This window comes from Enterobacter sp. BIDMC92 (assembly GCF_001030225.1).
Lineage (GTDB): Bacteria > Pseudomonadota > Gammaproteobacteria > Enterobacterales > Enterobacteriaceae > Enterobacter > Enterobacter sichuanensis.
Genome location: NZ_KQ087598.1, coordinates 3,726,509 through 3,749,792, shown reverse-complemented (window position 1 = coordinate 3,749,792; position 23,284 = coordinate 3,726,509). Strand labels below are relative to the sequence as shown.

General features: G+C 56.4%; 24 protein-coding genes and 3 tRNA genes. 17 read left to right on the top strand and 10 right to left on the bottom strand.

Features of this window, described 5'->3' with window-relative positions; genetic code table 11:
- Window positions 1-32: 32 nt before the first annotated feature.
- From nagE to srlA, 9 genes are all read right to left on the bottom strand, one after another.
- A complete protein-coding gene (gene nagE / locus SP99_RS17515) occupies window positions 33-1,523 on the bottom strand; it encodes an N-acetylglucosamine-specific PTS transporter subunit IIBC (protein ID WP_047959326.1) in 1,491 nt (496 codons plus the stop codon).
- Window positions 1,524-1,740: 217 nt separating this feature from the next.
- Window positions 1,741-1,899, bottom strand: coding sequence for a hypothetical protein (locus SP99_RS24930; protein WP_164881264.1), 159 nt, complete (start codon window positions 1,897-1,899; stop codon window positions 1,741-1,743).
- A gap of 236 nt (window positions 1,900-2,135) precedes the next feature.
- Complete coding sequence (gutQ, locus tag SP99_RS17510) at window positions 2,136-3,101, bottom strand: arabinose-5-phosphate isomerase GutQ (protein WP_047959325.1); 966 nt, start codon at window positions 3,099-3,101, stop codon at window positions 2,136-2,138.
- Window positions 3,094-3,867 (bottom strand): glucitol operon DNA-binding transcriptional repressor SrlR, encoded by a 774-nt coding sequence (gene srlR / locus SP99_RS17505; protein WP_047959324.1) that lies wholly within the window; start codon window positions 3,865-3,867, stop codon window positions 3,094-3,096. Before srlR ends, gutQ begins: the two co-directional genes overlap by 8 nt.
- Window positions 3,868-3,930: 63 nt before the next feature.
- The gene (gene gutM / locus SP99_RS17500; protein ID WP_047959323.1) at window positions 3,931-4,290 is read right to left on the bottom strand and encodes a transcriptional regulator GutM; all 360 of its coding nucleotides are present in this window, start codon (window positions 4,288-4,290) and stop codon (window positions 3,931-3,933) included.
- A gap of 67 nt (window positions 4,291-4,357) precedes the next feature.
- Window positions 4,358-5,137 (bottom strand): sorbitol-6-phosphate dehydrogenase, encoded by a 780-nt coding sequence (gene srlD / locus SP99_RS17495; protein WP_047959322.1) that lies wholly within the window; start codon window positions 5,135-5,137, stop codon window positions 4,358-4,360.
- A 14-nt stretch (window positions 5,138-5,151) separates the two neighbouring features.
- Window positions 5,152-5,514, bottom strand: a complete 363-nt coding sequence (gene srlB, locus SP99_RS17490; protein ID WP_024907705.1) for a PTS glucitol/sorbitol transporter subunit IIA — start codon at window positions 5,512-5,514, stop codon at window positions 5,152-5,154.
- 12 nt (window positions 5,515-5,526) lie between these two features.
- Window positions 5,527-6,486, bottom strand: coding sequence for a PTS glucitol/sorbitol transporter subunit IIB (gene srlE, locus SP99_RS17485; protein WP_047959321.1), 960 nt, complete (start codon window positions 6,484-6,486; stop codon window positions 5,527-5,529).
- Window positions 6,483-7,046 (bottom strand): PTS glucitol/sorbitol transporter subunit IIC, encoded by a 564-nt coding sequence (gene srlA / locus SP99_RS17480; RefSeq protein ID WP_025757117.1) that lies wholly within the window; start codon window positions 7,044-7,046, stop codon window positions 6,483-6,485. Before srlA ends, srlE begins: the two co-directional genes overlap by 4 nt.
- A 250-nt stretch (window positions 7,047-7,296) precedes the next feature.
- On the opposite strand from srlA, the gene mltB reads away from it, so the two are divergent.
- From mltB to SP99_RS17395, 17 genes are all read left to right on the top strand, one after another.
- Complete coding sequence (mltB, locus tag SP99_RS17475) at window positions 7,297-8,397, top strand: lytic murein transglycosylase B (RefSeq protein ID WP_047959320.1); 1,101 nt, start codon at window positions 7,297-7,299, stop codon at window positions 8,395-8,397.
- Window positions 8,398-8,704: 307 nt separating this feature from the next.
- Complete coding sequence (locus tag SP99_RS17470; RefSeq protein ID WP_047959319.1) at window positions 8,705-9,358, top strand: metal ABC transporter ATP-binding protein; 654 nt, start codon at window positions 8,705-8,707, stop codon at window positions 9,356-9,358.
- Window positions 9,355-10,215 carry a metal ABC transporter permease gene (locus SP99_RS17465; protein WP_047959318.1) on the top strand — a complete coding sequence of 287 codons (861 nt, stop codon included), beginning with the start codon at window positions 9,355-9,357 and terminating at the stop codon, window positions 10,213-10,215. The genes SP99_RS17470 and SP99_RS17465 overlap by 4 nt, the downstream gene beginning before the upstream one ends.
- A gap of 14 nt (window positions 10,216-10,229) precedes the next feature.
- Window positions 10,230-11,108: a metal ABC transporter substrate-binding protein gene (locus SP99_RS17460; protein WP_047959317.1), complete on the top strand. Its 879-nt coding sequence runs from the start codon at window positions 10,230-10,232 to the stop codon at window positions 11,106-11,108.
- Window positions 11,109-11,237: 129 nt separating this feature from the next.
- Window positions 11,238-11,735, top strand: coding sequence for a nicotinamide-nucleotide amidase (gene pncC / locus SP99_RS17455; RefSeq protein WP_025757122.1), 498 nt, complete (start codon window positions 11,238-11,240; stop codon window positions 11,733-11,735).
- An 89-nt stretch (window positions 11,736-11,824) separates the two neighbouring features.
- Entirely contained in the window at window positions 11,825-12,883 is a 1,059-nt protein-coding gene (recA, locus tag SP99_RS17450) for a recombinase RecA (protein ID WP_025757123.1), read from the top strand.
- Window positions 12,884-12,951: 68 nt separating this feature from the next.
- Entirely contained in the window at window positions 12,952-13,452 is a 501-nt protein-coding gene (recX, locus tag SP99_RS17445) for a recombination regulator RecX (RefSeq protein WP_047959316.1), read from the top strand.
- A gap of 131 nt (window positions 13,453-13,583) precedes the next feature.
- A complete protein-coding gene (gene alaS / locus SP99_RS17440) occupies window positions 13,584-16,211 on the top strand; it encodes an alanine--tRNA ligase (protein WP_045286060.1) in 2,628 nt (875 codons plus the stop codon).
- Between the two features lie 241 nt (window positions 16,212-16,452).
- Window positions 16,453-16,638, top strand: a complete 186-nt coding sequence (gene csrA, locus SP99_RS17435) for a carbon storage regulator CsrA (RefSeq protein WP_000906486.1) — start codon at window positions 16,453-16,455, stop codon at window positions 16,636-16,638.
- Between the two features lie 342 nt (window positions 16,639-16,980).
- Window positions 16,981-17,073 (top strand) — tRNA-Ser (locus SP99_RS17430).
- Window positions 17,074-17,077: 4 nt separating this feature from the next.
- Window positions 17,078-17,154, top strand: a tRNA-Arg gene (locus SP99_RS17425).
- Between the two features lie 64 nt (window positions 17,155-17,218).
- Window positions 17,219-17,295, top strand: a tRNA-Arg gene (locus SP99_RS17420).
- A gap of 117 nt (window positions 17,296-17,412) precedes the next feature.
- On the top strand, window positions 17,413-17,979 hold the full coding sequence (yqaB, locus tag SP99_RS17415) for a fructose-1-phosphate/6-phosphogluconate phosphatase (RefSeq protein ID WP_025757126.1): 567 nt from the start codon (window positions 17,413-17,415) through the stop codon (window positions 17,977-17,979).
- Entirely contained in the window at window positions 17,976-18,404 is a 429-nt protein-coding gene (locus SP99_RS17410) for a YqaA family protein (RefSeq protein WP_025757127.1), read from the top strand. Before yqaB ends, SP99_RS17410 begins: the two co-directional genes overlap by 4 nt.
- Before the next feature lie 83 nt (window positions 18,405-18,487).
- Window positions 18,488-20,032 (top strand): glutamate--cysteine ligase, encoded by a 1,545-nt coding sequence (gshA, locus tag SP99_RS17405; RefSeq protein WP_047959315.1) that lies wholly within the window; start codon window positions 18,488-18,490, stop codon window positions 20,030-20,032.
- A gap of 153 nt (window positions 20,033-20,185) precedes the next feature.
- Window positions 20,186-20,701 carry an S-ribosylhomocysteine lyase gene (luxS, locus tag SP99_RS17400; RefSeq protein ID WP_025757129.1) on the top strand — a complete coding sequence of 172 codons (516 nt, stop codon included), beginning with the start codon at window positions 20,186-20,188 and terminating at the stop codon, window positions 20,699-20,701.
- 54 nt (window positions 20,702-20,755) lie between these two features.
- A complete protein-coding gene (locus SP99_RS17395; protein ID WP_047959314.1) occupies window positions 20,756-21,520 on the top strand; it encodes an AraC family transcriptional regulator in 765 nt (254 codons plus the stop codon).
- Here SP99_RS17395 and leuA read toward each other — a convergent pair.
- Window positions 21,507-23,162, bottom strand: a complete 1,656-nt coding sequence (gene leuA, locus SP99_RS17390) for a 2-isopropylmalate synthase (protein ID WP_047959313.1) — start codon at window positions 23,160-23,162, stop codon at window positions 21,507-21,509. The genes SP99_RS17395 and leuA overlap by 14 nt on opposite strands.
- Window positions 23,163-23,284: the final 122 nt, after the last annotated feature.

Here is a 23,284-nt window from a genome sequence, read left to right as displayed (position 1 = left end):
CCTGTGTGGAGAGGGAACAGGAACGCTCAGCGTCAGGCTTCTGTCTGTGCCCGAATCTTCAGAGCAATGCTTTCAGCCTGAGGGCCGAGTATGACCTGCGCATTCTGGGTACCCATTTTCAGAATACCTTTGGCACCCAGCGCTTTCAGCGCCGGTTCATCCAGCACGCTGTTATCCACCAGCGTCAGGCGCAAGCGGGTAATGCAGGCGTCGACACTCTTCAGGTTTTCTTTACCGCCCAACGCCACGATGTACCGGGCAATGGCCTCGTTTTGATCGTCAGACCCACCCGTGATGGTGTCCTCCTCCTCGCGTCCCGGCGTTTTCAGCTTAAAGACGCGGATCGCGAAGGTGAACACGACAAAATAGATCGCGAAGAACAGCACAATCAGCGGGATTAAGATCCACGGCTTCGTGGCAAGTCCCCAGTTAAGCACAAAGTCGATCAACCCGGCTGAGAAACCAAAGCCGTGCAGCACACCGAGGCTGTTGGCGACCACCATGCTGACACCCGCAAGGACTGCATGCAGGGCATACAGGGCCGGTGCGAGGAACAGGAAGGAGAACTCAATCGGTTCGGTGATGCCGGTCAGGAAGGCCGTCAGCGCTACAGAGAGCAGCATCCCGCCTACGGCTGAACGGCGGGCTTTCGGCGCGGCAAAATACATCGCCAGCGCAGCACCCGGCAGACCGCCCATAAAGATCGGATATGCCCAGGCCATGTAAACGCCGGCATGCGGGTCACCTGCGAAGAAGCGGTTAAGGTCGCCACGGGTCAGGTCGGTGGCAATCTGCGTGACAGAGGACCCCTCGATGCCCGGTACGGCACCGCCGACCACCAGACCTTTCACCACATCCGGTGCGAGGCAGATGTTATGTACCGCACTCGCGGCGTCATAGGTGACCTTCAGACAGTCGCCGAGGCTAAACCAGAAGACGGAGTGCAGAATGTAGTGCAGGCCAAACGGAATCAACGCGCGGTTGAGCACCCCATAGATAAACCAGCCCGGTTCGCCGCTGCGGGAAACGAGCAGGCTGAAGGTATCAATCCCGTGCTGCACGGAAGGCCAGACGTAGCCGCACACCCAGGCGATGAACAGGCAGATAAGCCCGGTTACGATCGGGACCAGTCGCTTGCCCGCAAAGAAGGCGAGGAAGTCCGGCAGTTTGGTATTCGAGAAGCGGTTATAGCAGTGGCCTGCGACCACGCCAGCAATAATCCCTGCGAAGAAGGACATGTTAATGGATGCGTTAATGACCGCCGTGGCTTTGGTCAGCACCAGGAAGCCGACGGCACCGGCAAGGGCGGCCGCGCCCGCGTTGTCTTTAGCCAGACCAATGGCGATGCCAAGGGCAAAAAGTAGCGGTAAGCTGTCGAAAATACCGCCCCCCGCACTGGCAATAAAGGGAATATTAAAAACATCGGGCTGACCGAGACGTAATAAGATCGCCGCCACAGGTAGCGTGGCGATGGGCAACATCAGGGCTTTACCCAGACGCTGCAAATAACTAAATGCATTCATGAGAGTGGGTTCCAGTAAAACTTAATTCACATCGAAAAATAACAGTTTTTATTTTAATGCGAAAGCAGGATGGATGAAATTGTGATGCAGCATAAATTAATTTAATTATATTTGTTCAGCTAATTTATATTTAAATAAACAATGATGAATTGAATTATTTGTTCCGGTTTTTGCCGGGTTGCGCGGGGCATACCCGGCCTGTAAGCTTTGGGCGCACTCATTTTTTAGGGGCGCTCACGGGCATCATCAGTTCGCGCAGACGTTCAATGCGCGCCTCCGGGCTCAGGTAGAGCCAGCGAAACAATATATGCTCTGATTTTTTAACCTGCTTAAAATAGGTTGAAAGATAGTGTAGTTCTTTAGTGAAAGTCGCCATGGGAGGTCTCCGGCTGAGTAATTAATAATCAGACTAAGCCGGAATCAGGGAATAAAACAGGTTGATGTTTTACACCTGTTCCGCATTTAAACCGTTATGGACAGAATAAATAAGGGATTAATAATGATTTACCTAATATGTATTTACTTCATGAATAAAATGCGTAAAAGAAAGCGGGCTCCTGAGATGGACGTCGCCAGCCGACACCGACTGGCGAAGCGCCATGGACTGAAGCGTTAGATAATCCCGGCCTGGTAGAAATCCTGCAGGTTGATGGCGCCGCACAGTTTGCCGGCGTCATCCACCACCGGCGCGGCGGTGATTTTGCGTTTCATCAGGCTCTCTTTGGCCTCAATAGCGCGGCTCTCAGCGTTCAGCGTTAGCCCGCCCCGGGTCATCGCTTCTGACACCTGGGATTCCAGCTTGCCGCCACCCACCAGCCAGCGCCTAAGGTCCCCGTCGGTAAAGACGCCCTTCACAAAGTCCTCGTTGTCACACACCGCCACCAGGCCCAGGCCGGTGCGGCTGAGTTCCAGCATCGCGTCCATAACGCTGGTATCGAGCTTAACCTGCGGAATGGCATCGTCGGTGCGCATCAGATGGTGCACTTTATTGAGCAGTCGTGCGCCGAGCGCGCCCGCCGGATGCGAACGGGCAAAATCTTCTTCGTTAAAGCCGCGCGCCTGCATTACCGCCATTGCCAGCGCGTCGCCCATCATCAGCGTGTTAACGGTACTGGAAGTGGGGGCGAGATGCATCGGACAGGCTTCGCGCTCCACGGAAATATCCAGCGTCGCTTTGGCGGCCAGCGCCAGCGGCGAGCGGGATTTTCCGGTCATCGCCAGCAGAGCGACCGCCTTTTCCTGCAGGCGCGGAATGATGAGATCCAGCTCTTTGGCTGAACCGGAGTAAGAGATAAACAGCATCACGTCGCGGCTTTCGATCATCCCCAGATCGCCGTGCAGCGCTTCTGCCGGATGCACGAAGAACGCCGGTGTCCCGGTGCTGGCCAGGGTCGCGGCAATCTTCTTGCCGATATGGCCGGATTTGCCGATCCCGGAGACAATCACCTTTCCTTCGCACTGGATAATGGTGTTGGCCGCGCGCACAAACTCATCGCCCAGACGCTCCGGCAGGCGGCTGGCTTCCTGCAGTTCCAGCATCAGGGTCTGGCGGCCAGCGTTTAACAGAAAATCACTCATCTTTCTCTCCGGTTACGATCACGTCGATGCCTTTCTCTTCCAGCGCTTTTTTGAACGCCGGGTCGATACCTGCGTCGGTAATCAGTTTGTCGACGCTTTCCAGGCTGCAGACAATGTTGGGGCTTTTACGGCCAAACTTCGACGAGTCCGCCATTAAAATCACTTCCCGCGCGGCGTTACACATCGCTTTGCTGACGTTGAACACCTCGTTGAAGGTGGTGACGCCCGCGTTCAGGTCGATGCCGTCGGTCCCCATAAATAGTTTATCGAAGCTGAAGTGGTCGAAGGCGTTCTCGGCCAGTTGCCCGTGAAACGACGCGGATTTTTTACGGAAGGTGCCACCGGGCATCAGGATGGTCTGCTCGCTGTCAAACTCTGACAGGGCGTTGACGATGTGCAGACTGTTAGTCATCACGGTGATGTTATTAAAGCGGCTGAGCAGGTGGATCATCTGCAGCACGGTGCTGCCGGCGTCGAGGATAATGGAGTCGCCATCGTGGATAAATTTCACCGCCGCTTCGGCAATCAGCGCCTTCTGGTGGGTGTTGATCAGCGTTTTGTGATCGATGGGCGGGTCGGCTTCGTCTTTATTGAGCACCACGCCGCCGTAGGTTCGAATGACGGCGCCAGAATTTTCGAGCAATACCAGGTCTTTGCGTATTGTCGTGCCGGTGGTGTCAAAGTAGTGGGCCAGATCGTCTACCGAGCATTTTCCCTGCTTTTGCAGATACTCGAGAATGGCCGCCTGCCGCTGACGAGGTTTCATAGGCGCTTCGTTCCTTAGGTTGCGAAATGATAATTTCGCAAGGCTATAGCTTTCACAACGAAATTATCCATGTTTCAGATTAAGCGCTAATGATAGTGCATTCTGACAGAGTGGATCATGGGGAAAGATCACATCAGGCCGCAATTCCTGCAACGAAATGCCGTTGATTGCCTGGATTTTCACCGGCCGCGCAAAGACGGTCATCCCGCGCATGATCAGGGAATCGCAGATGTTATTGTTTTCATCCAGCGCAACCGCGACGACGACCCGCGGTTTGAAACGTCCGCCGGACCGCCCGACGCCCACGCGACCTTTCTGGCACAGGGCGTCAAACGCGCGGTTAAACTGGTGGATCTGCCAGCCGCCAAACGCCATCTGGCAGATCCAGGCGAGGGCGGCGACGGTGATGAGTGCGGTGACCATATCGGCTCCTTGTTGTATTCCCTCTCCCTGTGGGAGAGGGTTAGGGTGAGGGCATCCGCCCGCTCGATCAGAACATCACCTGTCCGCCGGTGACGTTAATCGACTGCCCGGTGCAGTACGAGGCTTTCGGGCTGGCGTAAAACAGCAGCATGTTCAGCACGTCCTGATAATCGCACCCGCGCTTCAGCGGCACTTTATCGATGTAATACTGCTCCACCTCTTCCTCTTTGATGCCAAGCTTGGTGGCGTACTGCGGCAGCAGGGACTGGAACATCGGCGATTTCAGCAGGTTGCCCAGCATCAGCGAGTGAACGGTGATCCCGTATTCGGCCAGATCCAGCGCCAGGGACTGCGTCAGCCCCACGCCGCCAAACTTCGCCGCGCTGTAGCCGGAGTTGTGCTTACTGCCCACTTTCCCTGATTTGGAGTTGATCTGAATGATGCGCCCCTGAATGCCGTCGCGGATCATCAGACGGGAAAACTCGCGGGCGCAGAGGAAATAGCCCACCAGATTGACCTGCAGCGAGCGGTCAAAATCCCCCAGTTCGAAATCGCTGATAAACGCGGCTTTTGCGATTCCCGCGCTGTAGACCAGCAGGTCGGTACGACCAAAAATTTCATCCACGCCGCGGGCCAGCGCCATCACGCTCTGCTCGCTGGTGGCGTCGGCACCAAAGCCGTACGCCATTCCTTCGCCAAACTCGGTATTGATGCTATCCGCCACGCGGGCGGCTTTTTCACTCTGAATGTCCACTACCGCCACGCGGTAACCTTCTGCGGCAAGCCCACGGCAGAGGAACTCGCCTAAGGTTTGTCCCCCACCAATGACAACGGCAACCTGACTCATGTCTATCTCCTTAATTACGCAACAAATTTTAACGTGCAGCCTGGGGTGACAGCCTGCGGAACCGGACCATCGACGTGAACCGTGCCGGGATATTCCGCCTGCGGCTGACCATCAAAGCGCAGGGTGATGTGGCCCAGCTCGCGCAGGTTTTGCTCAGCCACGTCGCCGACGGCGGTCACGGCATAGCGCGCCTCGCCCAGCTCCAGCTGGCTACCGGCCTTCAGCTCGCCCTTCAGCTCGCCGTGGCAGTGAATAAAACAAAACTCTTCGATATCCGCAGGCGCGCCTTCGCGGAAGGTGATCAGCATCTGGTCGCTTAATGCATCGGCTGCGCTCTGGCCGATGCGGGTAATGGTGGTCTGGTAAATCACGGTCATTGCAAAAACCTCTTATTGATAAATAAAGCCAGAGACAAACCAGGCAATCAGCACCGTCGGAGCGCCCGTCAGGAAGCGGCTGACCAGCACGGACGGCACGCCCACGCGCACGGTGTCCTGGCGCGCTTCGGCCAGCGACAGCCCAACGGGGATGAAGTCGCACGCCGCCTGAGCGTTAATGGCAAACAGGGCGGGCAGGGCGAGGTGCGGGGGAATATTGCCCAGGCCAATCTGCACGCCAATCAGCACGCCGATGACCTGGGCAATCACCGCGCCCGGGCCGAGGAACGGCGACAGCAGCGGGAAGGAGCAGATCAGCGCCAGCGTGACCAGCCCGAGCGGATGGCTGGCGAGCGGGGCAAGGCCGTGGGCAATCCAGTCACCCAGACCAGACGCCATGATGATGCCGATCAGCGCCGAGACGAATGCCATAAACGGCAGGATGGTTTTCAGCACCGTGTCGATGGTGTCGCGCCCGGACTGGAACAGCACCGCCACGGCGGACCCCATGCCCATCCCGACCTTTGCCAGCAGGCCATCGCTCTGCTCGGTGATCTTCTTGCTGGTGTCGTAATCGCGCGGGGCCGCTTTTTGCGGCGCGGGAGTGCCATTCACCAGAGTGATGTTGTCCTCCTTCACACCCGACACATAAATGTCTTCAAGGATGTACTGCGCCAGTGGGCCTGATTTTCCGGTGGAGTGAATGTTCACCGTTGGAATGCGACGCTTCGGATAGATGCCGCAGCGCAGCGTGCCGCCGCAGTCGATCACCGCCACGCCGATTTCCGCTTCCGGCGGTTCGCCCTCTTTGAAGCCATCGACCGATTCCCAGCCGGTCAGTTCATGCAGCTTGTCGACGATCGCCGGGCGCGTGCCCGCGGTGATGTAGACGATTTTTTTGCCTTCGGTGGCGTCGAACTCCAGCGGGCCGCCCCAGCCGCCTGTGCCTTTCTCAATGCGGATCCGGTTCATGCTGTGGCTCCTGAAAGCTGGACTTTCTGTTCAAGCTGGATGCCCATTTTTTTCTCGAAAATGGCGGTGGTGAGGTCCGTCACCCAGCCGCGGAAGAAGTTGGTCACCAGACCAACCAGCAGATAGCTCACCGCCAGCGGGCCGAGCGGCAGGCCAAGGGTGGTGAGACCGCTGGCGATCCCGAGATAAACAAAAAGCTCGCCGGGGTTGATGTGCGGGAACAGGCCGTTCATGGAATGGCAGCTGTAGGAAGCGGCAGCGTAATAACTCGGCTTGTACTTTTCTGGCATAAAGCGACCGAGGCTTAAGGTCATCGGGTTGCAGAACACGAAAGTGCCGATGAAAGGTAACACCAGGTAGCGGGACAGCGGGTTCCCGGCGCAGCGCTGGGCGAAACGTTCAATGCGCTGCTGGCCGATAAAGTTTATCAGCGCGTTCATGATCACCAGCAGGCTGATCAGCAGGGGCAGGATCCCGGTCACCATGCCGGTGAACACTTCTCCGCCTTTCTGAAACAGCCCGATGAACCACTCGGCGCCGTGGGTGATGGTTTCTATCATTCTTCTCTCCTCTGGGCTTTTGTTTTTGTATTACCGCGACTAATAATAATCACTTTGAAAGGTTTTAAAGTGTTAATCAGATCTCACAATGAAAGAAAAATGGATTATTTTGAAAGTTAATCGATGAGGGGAGGGATTTTCGGTGGAAAAAAGGGCGGATTTGCGTGGGGGAGGTGTGTACTGCTTCCTTGAGGTGTTGCGGATGCTTTACCATACTGGGTTCTTATCGAACCCGTAAAATGGATGTCTCATGTTCAAGCGTCGTTATGCAGCGCTGTTGCCTGCGCTTATTCTGCTGTCTGCCTGTAGTAGCAAACCTAAGACCGAAGCCGTTCAGCAAACGGCGGGCGCGCCTTCCGGAGGATTCCTGCTGGAGCCGCAGCACAATATGATGCAGATGGGCGGCGACTTCGCGAACAACCCGGCGGCCGAGCAGTTCATCGATAAAATGGTGAGCAAACACGGCTTTGACAGACAGCAGCTGCACGAAATTTTGTCGCAGGCCAAGCGTCTGGACTACGTGCTGCGCCTGATGGACAGGCAGGCGCCGACGGCCCAGGTGCCGAGCGGGCCAAACGGTGCGTGGCTGCGCTATCGCAAACAGTTTATTACCCCGGACAACGTGCAAAACGGCGTGGTGTTCTGGAATCAGTATGAAGATGCGCTCAACCGCGCCTGGCAGGTGTACGGCGTACCGCCTGAAATCATCGTCGGGATTATCGGCGTGGAAACCCGCTGGGGTCGCGTGATGGGGAAAACCCGCATTCTGGATGCGCTGGCGACGCTCTCCTTTAACTATCCGCGCCGTGCGGAGTATTTCTCTTCCGAGCTGGAAACCTTCCTGCTGATGGCGCGTAACGAACAGGACGACCCGCTCGAACTGAAAGGATCGTTTGCCGGTGCGATGGGCTACGGCCAGTTTATGCCGTCCTCCTATAAACAGTATGCCGTCGACTTTAACGGGGATGGTCATATCAACCTGTGGGATCCGGTGGATGCCATCGGCAGCGTGGCGAACTACTTCAAAGCGCATGGCTGGACGCCGGGTGGTCAGGTTGCCGTACAGGCAAACGGCGAGGCGTTTGGCCTGGAAAACGGCTTCAAAACCAAATACAGCGTCGCACAGCTGACGGCGGCGGGCTTAACGCCAACGCAGCCGCTGGGCAATGTTGATCAGGTGAGCCTGCTGCGCCTGGACGTGGGAACGGGCTATCAGTACTGGTACGGCATGCCGAACTTCTACACCATTACCCGCTATAACCACAGCACCCACTATGCGATGGCTGTATGGCAGCTGGGTCTGGCGGTATCCCAGGCCCGCGTGCCGGCAGCGTCGCCGTTTAGTCAGTAATTCGCTCTGACGGGTAGGCCGGGTAAGGCAACGCCGCCACCCGGCATGGCTGCGCGCACGGTGCGGCCTGATACCCTGCCCCTCTCCCAAGGGAGAGGGGCGTTTTGCAGAAACATTTCGCCACACTCCCGTTTCAAACGCGCCATTTACATCTCAGTCACCTTTGATTATTGTTATGTTATAACATTAATTATGGTGTCGAGATGTCAACGTCCCTTTTTTCTCTCTCTGCGCCCGTTCGGCTTTTGCTGGCGCTGGTGCTTGTTCTCTTTATCGGCCTGGCTGTGCGCTGGGCGGTGGCATTGCCATGATTGTGATGGATGAACTGATTGCGGGTTATGACCGTATACCAGTCACGCGTGCGCTCTCCGGCTTGATTGAGCGGGGAAGCATGACCGCCATTATCGGCGCTAACGGCTGCGGGAAATCCACGCTGCTGAAAACGCTCGCCGGGTTTATTCCCCCCGTAAACGGCAGCTTCCGCTGGCAGGGAAAGCGCCCGGTCATTGGCTGGCTGGCGCAGCGTCACGCGCTGGAGGCACAATTTCCCGTGACCGTACAGGATGTCGTCAGCATGGGCTGCTGGCCGGGTATTTCGCTATTTTCCGCTCTCCGTCGGGAAAAACGCTTGCGTATTGCCCGCGCGCTGGAACGCGTGGGGCTCGAATCCATGGCGTTATCCACTATCGATGAGCTCTCCGGCGGTCAGTTTCAGCGCATGCTGTTTGCCCGCATCCTGGTACAGCAGGCACCGCTGGTGATGCTCGATGAGCCCTTTACCGGGGTCGATGAAGCCACCTGCAATGTACTGATGGATCTGATGCTGGAGATGTATATGCAGGGTCAAACGCTGCTTGCGGTACTGCACGACAGCGAGCGCGTGTCGCGCCACTTCCCGCAGACGTTAAGGCTGGACGCTGACATTCCCCAATGGAAGACCGAGCGGGTGAGGGTGGCATGATCTGGCATCTTTTTTTTCAGCCGTTTATCGAGTACGGCTTTATGCGTCGCGCGCTGGTGGTTTGTCTGGCGCTTTCTGTCAGTACCACCGCGCTCGGCGTGTTTCTGCAGCTGCGCCGGATGAGCCTGATGGGCGATGCCCTTTCACACGCCATATTGCCCGGCGTTGCCGTGGGCTATCTGCTGAACGGCATGTCACTGCTTGCAATGAGTATCGGCGGATTTATTGCCGGGATTGCCGTCGCGCTGGTGGCCGGGCTGGTCAGCCGTCGTACGCCGCTTAAAGAGGATGCCAGCTTTGCGGGGTTCTATCTTGGCTCTCTGGCGCTGGGCGTGACGCTGGTATCGCTGCGAGGCTCGAATGTCGATCTGCTGCACCTGCTGTTTGGCTCCATTCTGGCGGTGGATAACGACGCCGCGCTGTTTGTGGCAGGCGTTTGCATGTTCACGCTGCTGGCGCTGGCGGTTTTCTATCGCGGGCTGGTGTCCGAGGCGTTTGATACCGCCTGGCTGCAGGTAAACTCCCGCTGGCTGCCAGGCCTGCTGCACGGACTGTTTTTGGCGCTGCTGGTGCTTAACCTGGTGGCCGGATTTCAGGTGCTTGGCACGCTGATGGCTGTCGGGCTGATGATGCTGCCGGCGGTGGCGGCACGCTGCTGGGTGCGCACGCTGCCAGGGCTACTCCTGATGGCGGGCGTTAGCGGCATTTTTTGCGCGTGGCTGGGGCTAAGCCTCTCCTGGGCGGTGAGTCTGCCCGCCGGGCCGTCCATCGTGCTGACGGCCAGCGCACTGTTCCTGATTTCTGTCTTATTTGGTACGCGAAGCAGGCTCGCGGGCAGCCTGCGTACGCTTTTTTAACGTAAGGGGAAATGATGAAACGTACAGGATTAATGGTGGCGCTCGCGCTGGGGATGATGTCGCAGGGGGTGATGGCGAAAACCCTGAATGTAGTCGCCAGCTTTTCGATACTGGGGGATATCACGCAGGAGGTGGGCGGCGATCGGGTGAATGTGACCACGCTGGTTGGGCCGGACGGCGATCCGCATACCTTCGAACCCTCACCGAAAGACAGCGCGGCGCTGAGCAAGGCGGATGTGGTGGTGGTGAACGGTCTGGGTCTGGAGGGCTGGATTGACCGTCTGGTGAAGGCCTCCGGATTTAAGGGCCAACTGGTGGTGGCGTCAGCAGGTGTCAAAACACACACCCTGGAAGAAGAGGGCAAAACCGTGACCGATCCGCATGCGTGGAACAGCGCGGCGAATGGCGCACTGTATGCGCAAAATATTCTGAACGGGCTGGTAAACGCCGATCCGCAAGACAAAGCCGCGCTGGAAGCGTCCGGAAAAAGGTATATCGCGCAGCTTAACCAGCTGGACAGCTGGGCCAAAGCGCAGTTCAGCCAGATCCCGCAGGCGAAGCGTAAGGTGCTGACCAGCCACGACGCTTTTGGTTATTTTGGCCGCGCCTACGGCGTGACATTTATGGCACCGCAGGGGCTCTCTTCTGAGAGTGAAGCGAGCGCGGCGCAGGTTGCGGAAATTATCAATCAGATCAAAGCCGACGGGGTGAAGACCTGGTTTATGGAAAATCAGCTTGACCCGCGGCTGGTGAAGCAGATTGCGTCGGCGACAGGGGCACAGCCGGGGGGCGAACTTTACCCGGAAGCGCTGTCCTCCAAAGGCGGCGTGGCGGATACCTACGTTAAGGCGTTTCGCCACAATGTGAATATCCTCGCCAACAGCATGAAATAATCTTTCGCTTGCCGGTGCGCCCGCACCGGCTATTTTCTGAAGCCCCCTCGTAAAACCGGAAGTGCATCCCCATATCTGACGAGAAAGTGCTATCTTGTGCAGCACGTTTTTCTGATGCCTGGAGCGAGAATGACTGACCATGAATTGATGCAGCTGAGCGAGATAGTGGGCCTGGCGCTTAAGCAACGTGGGGCGACCGTCACCACCGCTGAGTCCTGTACGGGCGGCTGGGTTGCCAAAGCGATTACCGATATTGCCGGCAGTTCTGCCTGGTTTGAACGTGGCTTTGTGACCTACAGTAACGAAGCAAAAGCACAGATGATTGGCGTGCGGGAATCCACCCTTGAACAGCATGGCGCGGTCAGCGAACCGGTGGTGATCGAGATGGCGATTGGCGCGCTCAAAGAGGCACGGGCCGATTACGCGATCTCCATTAGCGGCATCGCGGGTCCGGACGGCGGCAGCGACGTGAAGCCTGTCGGCACCGTCTGGTTTGGGTTTGCCAGCGCCAAAGGCGAAGGGATCACCCGCCGGGAGTGCTTTAGCGGCGATCGCGAAAGCGTGCGTCGTCAGGCCACCGTTTATGCGTTAAAAACGCTCTGGCAACAATTTCTACAAAATACTTGATACTGTATGACCATACAGTATAATTGCACCAACAGAACAGAAATCCACGGTGAAGCACAGTCGCTTCTCCCGGCATGACAGGAGTAATAATGGCTATCGACGAAAACAAACAGAAAGCGTTGGCGGCAGCACTGGGCCAGATCGAAAAGCAATTCGGTAAAGGCTCCATCATGCGCCTGGGTGAAGACCGTACCATGGATGTGGAAACGATCTCCACCGGTTCGCTTTCTCTGGATATCGCGCTGGGCGCGGGCGGCCTGCCAATGGGCCGTATCGTAGAAATCTACGGGCCAGAATCCTCCGGTAAAACCACCCTGACGCTGCAGGTCATTGCCGCCGCTCAGCGCGAAGGTAAAACCTGTGCGTTCATCGATGCCGAGCACGCGCTGGATCCGGTTTATGCACGTAAGCTGGGCGTGGATATCGACAACCTGCTCTGTTCTCAGCCGGACACCGGTGAACAGGCGCTGGAAATTTGTGACGCGCTGGCGCGCTCCGGTGCGGTTGACGTTATCGTGGTCGACTCCGTGGCAGCACTGACGCCAAAAGCGGAAATCGAAGGCGAAATCGGCGACTCTCACATGGGCCTCGCGGCACGTATGATGAGCCAGGCGATGCGTAAGCTGGCCGGTAACCTGAAGCAGTCCAATACGCTGCTGATCTTCATCAACCAGATCCGTATGAAAATTGGTGTGATGTTCGGTAACCCGGAAACTACCACCGGTGGTAACGCCCTGAAATTCTACGCCTCTGTCCGTCTGGATATCCGCCGTATCGGTGCGGTGAAAGAGGGCGAGAACGTTGTCGGGAGCGAAACCCGCGTGAAGGTTGTGAAGAACAAAATTGCAGCGCCGTTCAAACAGGCTGAATTCCAGATCCTCTACGGCGAAGGGATTAACTTCTTCGGCGAGCTGGTTGACCTGGGTGTGAAAGAGAAGCTGATCGAAAAAGCAGGTGCCTGGTACAGCTACAACGGTGACAAAATTGGTCAGGGTAAAGCGAATGCGATCGCCTGGCTGAAAGAGAACCCGGCTGCGGCGAAAGAGATTGAGAAGAAAGTGCGTGAGCTTCTGCTGAATAATCAGGATGCTACTCCAGACTTCGCGGTGGATAGCGCGGATGCTGAAGAAACCAACGAAGACTTTTAATTCTTTCGTTTAACAATGAAGGGCTGCTGATGCGGCCCTTTTTGCATTTCTGAATCAGCAGGTTTTTTATGAGTGAACCGACGACCCGCCGACCCGCATATGCACGCTTACTGGACCGAGCGGTACGCATTCTTGCTGTCCGTGACCACAGTGAACAGGAGCTGCGCCGAAAACTGTCGGCGCCGGTGATGGGTAAAAACGGGCCGGAAGAGATTGATGCCACCGCGGAAGATTATGATCGGGTGATTGCCTGGTGTTACGAGCACCACTATCTGGATGATGATCGTTTCGCTTCCCGGTTTCTCGCCAGCCGAGGCCGCAAAGGATATGGACCGGCGCGCATTCGCCAGGAGCTAAACCAGAAAGGCGTTTCCCGTGAGTCCATTGAAAAAGCGATGCGTGAATGCGACACCGACTGGTGTGCGCTGGCAAAAGAGCAGGCGATCCGCAAGTACGGTGAACCCCTGCCGCACGGATTTTCAGAAAAAGTTAAAATCCAGCGCTTTTTGCTCTACCGCGGCTTCCTGATGGAAGATATTCAGGATATCTGGCGTAATTTTGCCGATTGAACGCATGCGGGATTTTACTTCCCACTAAAGAAAACTTATCTTATTCCCACTTTTTCCAGTAGCTGGCCTGTCCAGGGGTTTACCGATACAGACCTGCTACGACATTTCGTTAGCTTGATTTCAGGATAATTATGAGCAAGAGCACCGCTGAGATCCGTCAGGCGTTTCTCGATTTTTTCCATAGTAAGGGACACCAGGTTGTTGCCAGCAGCTCCCTGGTACCGAACAACGATCCGACTCTGCTGTTTACCAACGCCGGGATGAACCAGTTCAAGGATGTGTTCCTTGGTCTCGATAAGCGTAATTATTCCCGCGCCACAACCTCACAGCGTTGCGTGCGTGCGGGCGGTAAACACAACGACCTGGAAAACGTCGGTTACACCGCGCGTCACCACACGTTCTTCGAAATGCTGGGTAACTTCAGCTTCGGCGACTACTTCAAACACGATGCCATTCAATACGCGTGGGAACTGCTGACCGGTGAAAACTGGTTCAACCTGCCGAAAGAGCGTCTGTGGGTTACCGTCTATGAAACCGATGACGAAGCCTATGAAATCTGGGAAAAAGAAGTCGGGATCCCGCGCGAGCGTATTATTCGCATCGGTGATAACAAAGGCGCGCCATACGCGTCGGACAACTTCTGGCAAATGGGGGATACCGGTCCTTGCGGTCCGTGCACCGAGATCTTCTACGATCACGGCGACCACATCTGGGGCGGTCCTCCAGGCAGCCCGGAAGAAGACGGCGATCGCTACATCGAGATCTGGAACATCGTCTTCATGCAGTTCAACCGTCAGGCCGACGGTACCATGGAGCCGCTGCCGAAGCCTTCCGTTGATACCGGTATGGGCCTGGAGCGTATTGCCGCGGTTCTGCAGCACGTTAACTCCAACTACGAGATTGACCTGTTCAGCACTCTGATCAAAGCCGTTGCGGACGTCACCGGCGCGACCGATCTGAACAACAAATCGCTGCGCGTTATCGCCGACCATATCCGTTCCTGTGCGTTCCTGATCGCCGACGGTGTTATCCCGTCGAATGAAAACCGTGGCTACGTGCTGCGTCGTATCATTCGTCGCGCCATCCGTCACGGTAACATGCTGGGCGCGAAGGACACCTTCTTCTATAAACTCGTTGGGCCACTGATTGGCGTGATGGGTGCTGCCGGTGATGAGCTGAAACGCCAGCAGGCGCAGGTAGAGCAGGTTCTGAAAACCGAAGAAGAGCAGTTTGCGCGTACACTGGAGCGCGGTCTGGCGCTGCTGGACGACGAGCTGGCGAAACTGAAAGGCGACACACTGGATGGCGAAACCGCTTTCCGTCTGTACGACACCTATGGCTTCCCGGTTGACCTGACGGCAGACGTTTGCCGCGAGCGCAACATCAAAGTTGACGAAGCGGGCTTCGAAGCGGCGATGGAAGAGCAGCGTCGTCGCGCGCGTGAGTCCAGCGGTTTCGGTGCAGACTACAACGCAATGATCCGCGTTGATAGCGCGTCTGAATTCAAAGGTTACGACGCGCTGGAACTGACCGGTAAAGTGACCGCCCTGTTTGTTGACGGCAAAGCCGTAGACAGCATCAGCGCAGGTCAGGATGCGGTTGTCATTCTGGACAAAACCCCGTTCTATGCGGAATCCGGCGGTCAGGTTGGCGATAAAGGCGAACTGAAAGGCAACGGTTTCAGCTTCAGCGTGAGCGACACCCAGAAATACGGCCAGGCGATTGGTCACCAGGGCAAACTGGTTTCCGGTTCTCTGAAAGTGGGCGAGGGCGTACAGGCTAACGTTGATGAAGCTCGCCGCGCGCGCATTCGTCTCAACCACTCTGCAACCCACCTGATGCACGCTGCACTGCGCGAGGTGCTGGGTACCCACGTTGCACAGAAAGGTTCTCTGGTTAACGACAAAGTGCTGCGTTTCGACTTCTCGCATTTTGAAGCGATGAAACCGTCTGAAATCCGTGCGGTGGAAGATCTGGTGAACGCGCAGATCCGTCGTAACCTGCCTATCGAAACTCATATCATGGATCTCGAGGCGGCGAAGAAAAAAGGCGCGATGGCGCTGTTTGGTGAGAAATATGACGACCGTGTTCGCGTGTTGAGCATGGGCGACTTCTCTACTGAGCTGTGCGGTGGTACTCACGCCTCCCGCACCGGTGACATCGGCCTGTTCCGCATTGTTTCCGAGTCGGGGACGGCGGCAGGTGTGCGTCGTATTGAAGCGGTGACCGGTGAAGGGGCGATTGCCAGCCTGCATGCGCAGAGCGATCAGCTGCACGACATCGCGCAGCTGCTGAAAGGCGATAGCCAGAACCTGGGCGAGAAAGTGCGTGTTGCACTGGATCGCACGCGTCAGCTGGAAAAAGAGCTGCAGCAGCTGAAAGAGCAGGCTGCGGCGCAGGAGAGTGCAAACCTCTCCAGCAAGGCTGTAGACATTAAGGGCGTTAAACTGCTGGTCAGCGATCTGGCGGGGGTTGAGCCTAAGATGCTGCGTACTATGGTCGACGATCTCAAGAACCAGCTTGGTTCCACCGTTATCGTGCTGGCGACAGTGGCAGAAGGTAAGGTTTCTCTGATTGCGGGCGTCTCTAAGGATGTGACCGACCGCGTAAAAGCAGGGGAGCTGATTGGTATGGTCGCTCAGCAGGTGGGCGGCAAAGGTGGCGGTCGTCCGGACATGGCGCAAGCCGGTGGTACGGATGCGGCGGCACTTCCGCAAGCTTTGGCCAGCGTTGAAAGCTGGGTAAGCGCGAAACTGTAATAACTACAAAGCACAAGCAGACGCCATAGCGGTAACGTTATGGCGTCTTGTTCACTGTGCTATCGATAACGATAAAGTCAGGTTGAGTTTGTGTATATCGGCTAAACTTACGTTTAACAGAATGTGATGCCGTGACTGCTTACACTTTACGTGTTTGTCATCGCTTACTTTTTGGCGTTATATGATGGATAATGCCGGGATACAAGAGACCCGACTCTTTTAATCTTTCAAGGAGCAAAGAATGCTGATTCTGACTCGTCGAGTTGGTGAGACCCTCATGATTGGGGATGAGGTCACCGTGACAGTTTTAGGGGTAAAGGGTAACCAGGTACGTATTGGTGTTAACGCTCCTAAAGAAGTATCTGTCCACCGTGAAGAGATCTACCAGCGTATCCAGGCTGAAAAATCCCAGCAGTCCAGTTACTGATATTGTCGCGTCTCGCTGTCGGGCGAGACGCAACCCTCCTGTCATTTTTCCTGCTCAAAGTTACCGTTTAATTTCAACCGCTCTCTTTTTAACCACTCCGTTACCCTTTACTCGTCTCTGCACTGCCTTTTCTGCCACAGTTTTATGTGAAGATGCCTGCAAAATCCGCTTATAAAACACCCTCTTTGCGGCTTTTACATGCGAATTGCCTGTGATTTGTGCAAACGATAAAAGCTTTTGGAAAATTGTTTGACTTATAAGTCCCAGAAAGTAATATATGCGCCACGCAGCGACGAGAAGCTCTTAACGAGTCACTCGAAGCACTCGAAAGAGGCGTTGTGTGGTGAGGTGGCCGAGAGGCTGAAGGCGCTCCCCTGCTAAGGGAGTATGCGGTCAAAAGCTGCATCCGGGGTTCGAATCCCCGCCTCACCGCCATTTTGCATCCGTAGCTCAGCTGGATAGAGTACTCGGCTACGAACCGAGCGGTCGGAGGTTCGAATCCTCCCGGATGCACCATCTATTACTTCATATTGCTTTAGAAGTGATATGAATATCGAGCAGTACAGTAGTAAATCCCGATGCATCCGTAGCTCAGCTGGATAGAGTACTCGGCTACGAACCGAGCGGTCGGAGGTTCGAATCCTCCCGGATGCACCATCTTCTCCTTCTTTGTTTATTCCTTCGACGTTCCGTCAGCAATCACACTCTCAGTCAGCGACAAAAAACACCTTTTACGATAAAGTAATGCTTTGTTAATCGTTTAGCGAGAGCACGATGTACGCACAGTATGACGGTTTGATCTTCGATATGGATGGCACTCTCCTGGATACCGAACCTACGCATCGTCAAGCCTGGACTGACGTCCTGGGCCGCTACGGCATGCGTTTCGATCTTCAGGCGATGATTGCCCTTAACGGATCGCCCACCTGGCGTATTGCGCAGGCCGTGATTGAACTGAATCAGGCCGATCTCGACCCGCACCTGCTCGCGCGCGAAAAAACCGATGCGGTAAAAGCCATGCTTTTAGATACTGTCCGCCCGCTGCCGCTGGTTGACGTGGTAAAAGCGTGGCACGGACGTCGCCCAATGTCGGTCGGCACGGGCAGCGAAAGCGCGATTGCAGAAGCTTTACTCAATCATCTTGGCCTGCGCCACTATTTTTCTGCCGTGGTCGCCGCCGATCATGTTAAACATCATAAGCCCGCACCGGACACCTTCCTGCTTTGCGCAGAATTAATGGGCGTCCCGGCGGCAAAATGCGTCGTGTTTGAAGATGCCGATTTCGGTATTCAGGCCGCGCGTGATGCCGGCATGGCTGCGGTGGATGTGCGCTTACTGTGAGTGACGCACTGTCACTTGCCTCATTATTCGCCAGCAGTTTCTTAAGCGCCACGCTGTTACCGGGCAATTCGGAAGTGGTGCTGGTGGCGATGCTGTTGTCCGGCGTGAGTCAGCCCTGGCTGCTGGTGTTAATAGCAACAATGGGTAATAGCCTTGGAGGGCTGACTAACGTTATTCTTGGGCGTTTCTTTCCGCTGCGTGAGACATCGCGCTGGCAGGAAAAGGCAGTCGGCTGGCTAAAACGCTATGGCGCTGCCACGCTGTTATTAAGCTGGATGCCTGTAATAGGCGATTTACTGTGTCTGCTGGCGGGATGGATGCGCATCTCCTGGGGACCAGTGCTCTTTTTTTTGTGCCTTGGCAAAGCGGTGCGTTATGTCCTTGTGGCATGGGCAACGCTGCAGGGTATGACGTGGTGGCACTAATTGGTGGAATGAATACGCGACCTTCAATCGTCAACCATTACAATTATGCTGAGTAACATTACTTTGACAGGCGGGAGGTCAATTTGATCCCGGACGTATCTCAGGCGCTGGCCTGGCTGGAAAACCACCCTCAGGCATTGAAGGGTATTCAGCGTGGTCTTGAGCGTGAAACGCTGCGCGTTAACGCGGACGGTAGTTTAGCGACGACGGGTCACCCGAAGGCGTTAGGCTCGGCGCTGACACATAAATGGATCACAACCGATTTCGCTGAAGCACTGCTGGAGTTTATCACCCCGGTAGAAGGCGATATTGATCATATGCTGACGATCATGCGCGATATCCATCGCTACACGGCGCGCAATCTGGGCGACGAGCGTATGTGGCCTCTCAGCATGCCGTGTTATATCGAGCAGGGCCAGGAGATTGAGCTGGCACAGTACGGCACATCGAATATCGGCCGGCTGAAAACGCTCTACCGTGAAGGGCTGAAAAACCGCTACGGCGCGTTGATGCAGACAATTTCGGGCGTGCACTACAATTTCTCGCTGCCAATGGCTTTCTGGCAGGCGAAATGCGGTGAAACAGATAAGGACGCGATCTCCGCGGGCTATTTCCGCCTGATCCGCAACTATTACCGCTTCGGCTGGGTTATTCCTTATCTGTTCGGTGCGTCGCCGGCCATCTGCTCGTCGTTCCTGCAGGGGAAACCGACGACGCTGCCGTTCGAGAAGACCGAGTGTGGAATGTACTATCTCCCGTATGCCACTTCTCTGCGTCTGAGCGATCTGGGTTATACCAATAAATCGCAAAGCAATCTCGGTATTACGTTTAACGAATTGCACGAATATGTGGCAGGATTGAAGCGGGCGATCAAAACCCCGTCGGAAGAGTACGAGAAAATCGGCCTCGAAAAAGACGGTAAGCGCCTGCAGATCAACAGCAACGTCCTGCAGATTGAAAACGAGCTGTATGCGCCAATTCGTCCTAAGCGCGTGACGCGCAGCGGTGAAACCCCGTCGGATGCGCTGCAGCGCGGTGGGATTGAATATATTGAAGTGCGCTCGCTGGATATCAACCCGTTCTCACCGATTGGCGTTGATGAACAGCAGGTTCGCTTCCTGGACCTGTTTATGGTCTGGTGCGTGCTGGCGGATGCGCCGGAAATGAGTTCAGACGAACTGCTCTGTACCCGTACAAACTGGAACCGTGTGATTCTGGAAGGGCGTAAACCGGGTCTGACGCTGGGTATCGGCTGTGAAACCGCGCAGTTCCCGCTGACGAAAGTCGGTAAAGATCTGTTCCGTGACCTGAAGCGTGTTGCCCGGACGATGGACAGCATGGAGGGCGGCGACGCGTATCAACAGATTTGCGACCAGCTGGTGGAATGCTTTGATAATCCGGAGCTGACGTTCTCAGCACGCATTCTGCGTTCTATGATTGATCAGGGCATTGGCGGTACCGGGCGTTCGCTTGCGGCGGAATACCGTGAGATGCTGTTGCAAGAGCCATTAGAAGTCCTGAGCGAAGCGGATTTCGTTGCGGAACGCGATGCGTCCGTGGTGCGTCAGAAAGAGGTTGAAGCGGCGGATACGGAGTCGTTTGAGGCGTTTCTGGCGAAGCAGGCTTAAGCAGAAAAGAAAAAGGCCACATCGCTGTGGCCAAAATATACATCTCTGAATTCAGGGATGATGATAACAAATGCGCGTCTTTCATATACTCAGACGCGCATTCTGTAGAAGAGTTCAGTTTATTTTAAAAAAAATCACTACCGGAGGTGACGTATGCCGTTATTAGATAGCTTTACTGTCGACCATACCCGTATGGAAGCACCTGCAGTCCGCGTGGCGAAGACCATGCACACCCCGCACGGCGACACGATCACCGTCTTCGATCTGCGTTTCTGCGTGCCAAACAAAGAAGTGATGCCGGAGAAAGGCATTCATACGCTGGAACACCTGTTCGCTGGCTTCATGCGTGACCACCTGAACGGCAACGGCGTTGAGATCATCGATATCTCTCCAATGGGCTGCCGTACCGGCTTCTACATGAGCCTGATTGGCCAGCCTGAAGAGAAACGTGTGGCAGATGCCTGGAAAGCGGCCATGCAGGACGTGCTGAAGGTAAAAGAGCAGAGCCAGATCCCTGAGCTGAACGTTTACCAGTGTGGGACTTACCAGATGCACTCTCTGGAAGAAGCGCAGGAGATTGCGCGTCACATCATCGAGCGTGATGTCCGCGTGAACAGCAACGAAGAGCTGGCCCTGCCAAAAGAAAAACTGCAGGAACTGCACATCTAGTGCACCTTTTCCCTCTCCCACCGGGAGAGGGTAGGGTGAGGGTGGTTTAATCGCATGACCACAACCTTAACCTTCTCCTTTACCCATCGTCCCCTTGTGCCGTTTGCCCATGATTACGTTCATGGTGACAGCGAGCCGTGGCATGAGCATGACTGCGCCCAACTGCTGCATACCCTGAGCGGCGTGGTACGGGTAGATACCGCATCCGGCTGCTGGGTTGTCCCTCCGGGCCGCGGCGTCTGGCTACCGGCGGGTACCCGTCACTCGCTGCGTATTACCGGCGATGTGGCGGCGCGCACGCTGTTTATCGATCCGCTGGCGCGGGCCGATCTCCCGGCCACCTGCCAGATCGTGCAGATCTCCCCGCTGCTGCGGGAACTGATCCTCGCTGCGCTCTCGCTTCCCGAGTCTTACGCACCGGGGAGCCGAGACGAACGCGTGTATGAGCTCATTCTCGATGAAATCCGCCTTATGCCGGTACTGCCGTTTCATCTCCCGGAGCCGGAAAGTGAACCGCTACGCCGTCTTTGCCAGCAGATCCGCCAGACCGCCGGGGAGAGCTGGAGCAGTGCACAAGCCGCGAGCCTGCTTGGCATGAGCGAGCGCACAATGAACCGCCATTTTCAGCAGCAGACGGGATTAAGCTACGGTGAGTGGCTGAGACGGGCGCGCCTGCTGGAGGCGCTGGTGCGGCTGGCGCAGGGCCAGCCGGTGCTTCGGGTGGCGCTGGAGCTGGGTTACGGCAGTCACAGCGCCTTCACGGCCATGTTCCGCCGGGTGATGGGTATTTCACCCAGCGACTACTTCAAAGACAGCTAACTGCATTAAAAAGTGCCTGAAGCGAGGCGCGCGAGACGTCGCTGTCAATTCCCACGCCCCAGCGGCTGCTGCCGTCCTGAAACAGGCAGCGAATGTACGCCACCGAACGGCTGTCGCTGCGTTCGCCTAACGAATGTTCGTGATAATCCTTAATCACGAACGGCGTGTTGACCCAGCGGCTTAACCCCTGAGCGGCGGCGGACAGCAGGCCGTTACCCTGACCTTCGAGCTGGCGCGTTCCCCCCTGCGTATAGATGCTTGCCGTCAAACGCAGCTGGCCGTCCTGCTGGCCATCGCTGCGATAGGATTGCAGCGCAAACGGCGGCGTTGCCACCAGGCCGTAGCGGGTGCGGAACAACTGCCACAGCGCGTTTTGCGTCATCTCTTTTCCGTGACGGTCTGTTTCCTGCTGTACGTGCTGGCTGAAATCCTGCTGCAGGGCGCGGGGTAATTTCAGACCATGATTCTGCTCGATAAGCCACGCGCTGCCGCTTTTCCCTGACTGGCTGTTAACGCGGATCACCGCTTCGTAGGTGCAGCCGATATCCTGCGGGTCCACGGGCAGGTAGGGCATCTCCCAGCGGTCGCCTGGCATGCGGGCATCAAAGCCTTTTTTGATGGCGTCCTGGTGCGAGCCGGAGAAGGCGGTATAGGCCAGCCGTCCAGCCCACGGATGGCGCGGATGCACCGGCAGCTGGTTGCAGGTTTCCACCACTTCCACCACCCGGTTCATATCGCTAAAGTCCAGATTCGGGCTAATACCCTGGCTGTAAAGATTCATCGCCAGCGTCACCAGGCAGACGTTGCCTGTACGTTCCCCGTTCCCGAACAGGCAGCCCTCCACGCGGTCAGCGCCCGCCATCACGGCCAGCTCGGCACTGGCGACGCCGGTGCCGCGGTCGTTATGCGGATGCACGCTGATGCAGACATCGCGGCGGCGGCTAAAGTGGCGACAGAAATACTCGATCTGGTCGGCATAGACGTTCGGCGTGCTCACTTCGACGGTCGCGGGTAAGTTGATCACCATCGGGCGTTCGTCGCACGGCTGCCAGATCTCCGCCACGGCTTCACAAATCTCCAGCGCAAATTCCGGCTCGGTAAAGCAGAAGGTCTCCGGAGAGTATTCGTACTGCCAGCGGGTGTCGGGATTTTCCTCGCACAGCTTACGGATGAGACGCGTGGCGCGCGTCGCCAGCTCAACGATTTGCCCTTTCTCCATGCCGAATACCAGGCGGCGGAACAGCGGAGCGGTGGCGTTATACAGATGGACGGTGGCCTGCTTCGCGCCGCGCAGGGATTCAAAAGTACGATGGATGAGATCTTCCCGCGCCTGAGTAAGCACCTGAATCGTGACGTCATCCGGAATGCGGTTCTCTTCAATCAGCTGGCGGACAAAGTTGAAATCCGTCTGCGAGGCGGAGGGGAAAGCGACCTCGATCTCTTTAAACCCGCAGCTCAGCAGCAGATCCCAGAACTGCAGCTTGCGCGCGCTGTCCATCGGCTCGGCAAGGGCCTGGTTACCGTCGCGTAAGTCGGTGGAGAGCCAGCGCGGCGCGCGGGTAATGCGTTGCTCCGGCCAGCGGCGGTCAGGAAGGGAAATAGCGGGATAAGGCTGGTATTTGTCGGCGGGTGTGTTCAGCATGATGCGCTCCTGTTGTCTTTTCACTATCGTGAAGGGATTTCAGGCGCGCTGCTTTATCGGAACTGACAATTGCTGTCGCGTTTTGGACAGGGAGGTGATGGTTGCCGGGTGGCGGCTACGCC

What these genes read in the sequence shown, in the direction of transcription:
- nagE (WP_047959326.1), bottom strand. Translation starts at nt 1,523, where the DNA reads ATGAATGCATTTAGTTATTTGCAGCGTCTGGGTAAAGCCCTGATGTTG.
- SP99_RS24930 (WP_164881264.1), bottom strand. Translation starts at nt 1,899, where the DNA reads ATGGCGACTTTCACTAAAGAACTACACTATCTTTCAACCTATTTTAAG.
- gutQ (WP_047959325.1), bottom strand. Translation starts at nt 3,101, where the DNA reads ATGAGTGATTTTCTGTTAAACGCTGGCCGCCAGACCCTGATGCTGGAA.
- srlR (WP_047959324.1), bottom strand. Translation starts at nt 3,867, where the DNA reads ATGAAACCTCGTCAGCGGCAGGCGGCCATTCTCGAGTATCTGCAAAAG.
- gutM (WP_047959323.1), bottom strand. Translation starts at nt 4,290, where the DNA reads ATGGTCACCGCACTCATCACCGTCGCCGCCCTCGCCTGGATCTGCCAG.
- srlD (WP_047959322.1), bottom strand. Translation starts at nt 5,137, where the DNA reads ATGAGTCAGGTTGCCGTTGTCATTGGTGGGGGACAAACCTTAGGCGAG.
- srlB (WP_024907705.1), bottom strand. Translation starts at nt 5,514, where the DNA reads ATGACCGTGATTTACCAGACCACCATTACCCGCATCGGCCAGAGCGCA.
- srlE (WP_047959321.1), bottom strand. Translation starts at nt 6,486, where the DNA reads ATGAACCGGATCCGCATTGAGAAAGGCACAGGCGGCTGGGGCGGCCCG.
- srlA (WP_025757117.1), bottom strand. Translation starts at nt 7,046, where the DNA reads ATGATAGAAACCATCACCCACGGCGCCGAGTGGTTCATCGGGCTGTTT.
- mltB (WP_047959320.1), top strand. Translation starts at nt 7,297, where the DNA reads ATGTTCAAGCGTCGTTATGCAGCGCTGTTGCCTGCGCTTATTCTGCTG.
- SP99_RS17470 (WP_047959319.1), top strand. Translation starts at nt 8,705, where the DNA reads ATGATTGTGATGGATGAACTGATTGCGGGTTATGACCGTATACCAGTC.
- SP99_RS17465 (WP_047959318.1), top strand. Translation starts at nt 9,355, where the DNA reads ATGATCTGGCATCTTTTTTTTCAGCCGTTTATCGAGTACGGCTTTATG.
- SP99_RS17460 (WP_047959317.1), top strand. Translation starts at nt 10,230, where the DNA reads ATGAAACGTACAGGATTAATGGTGGCGCTCGCGCTGGGGATGATGTCG.
- pncC (WP_025757122.1), top strand. Translation starts at nt 11,238, where the DNA reads ATGACTGACCATGAATTGATGCAGCTGAGCGAGATAGTGGGCCTGGCG.
- recA (WP_025757123.1), top strand. Translation starts at nt 11,825, where the DNA reads ATGGCTATCGACGAAAACAAACAGAAAGCGTTGGCGGCAGCACTGGGC.
- recX (WP_047959316.1), top strand. Translation starts at nt 12,952, where the DNA reads ATGAGTGAACCGACGACCCGCCGACCCGCATATGCACGCTTACTGGAC.
- alaS (WP_045286060.1), top strand. Translation starts at nt 13,584, where the DNA reads ATGAGCAAGAGCACCGCTGAGATCCGTCAGGCGTTTCTCGATTTTTTC.
- csrA (WP_000906486.1), top strand. Translation starts at nt 16,453, where the DNA reads ATGCTGATTCTGACTCGTCGAGTTGGTGAGACCCTCATGATTGGGGAT.
- yqaB (WP_025757126.1), top strand. Translation starts at nt 17,413, where the DNA reads ATGTACGCACAGTATGACGGTTTGATCTTCGATATGGATGGCACTCTC.
- luxS (WP_025757129.1), top strand. Translation starts at nt 20,186, where the DNA reads ATGCCGTTATTAGATAGCTTTACTGTCGACCATACCCGTATGGAAGCA.
- SP99_RS17395 (WP_047959314.1), top strand. Translation starts at nt 20,756, where the DNA reads ATGACCACAACCTTAACCTTCTCCTTTACCCATCGTCCCCTTGTGCCG.
- leuA (WP_047959313.1), bottom strand. Translation starts at nt 23,162, where the DNA reads ATGCTGAACACACCCGCCGACAAATACCAGCCTTATCCCGCTATTTCC.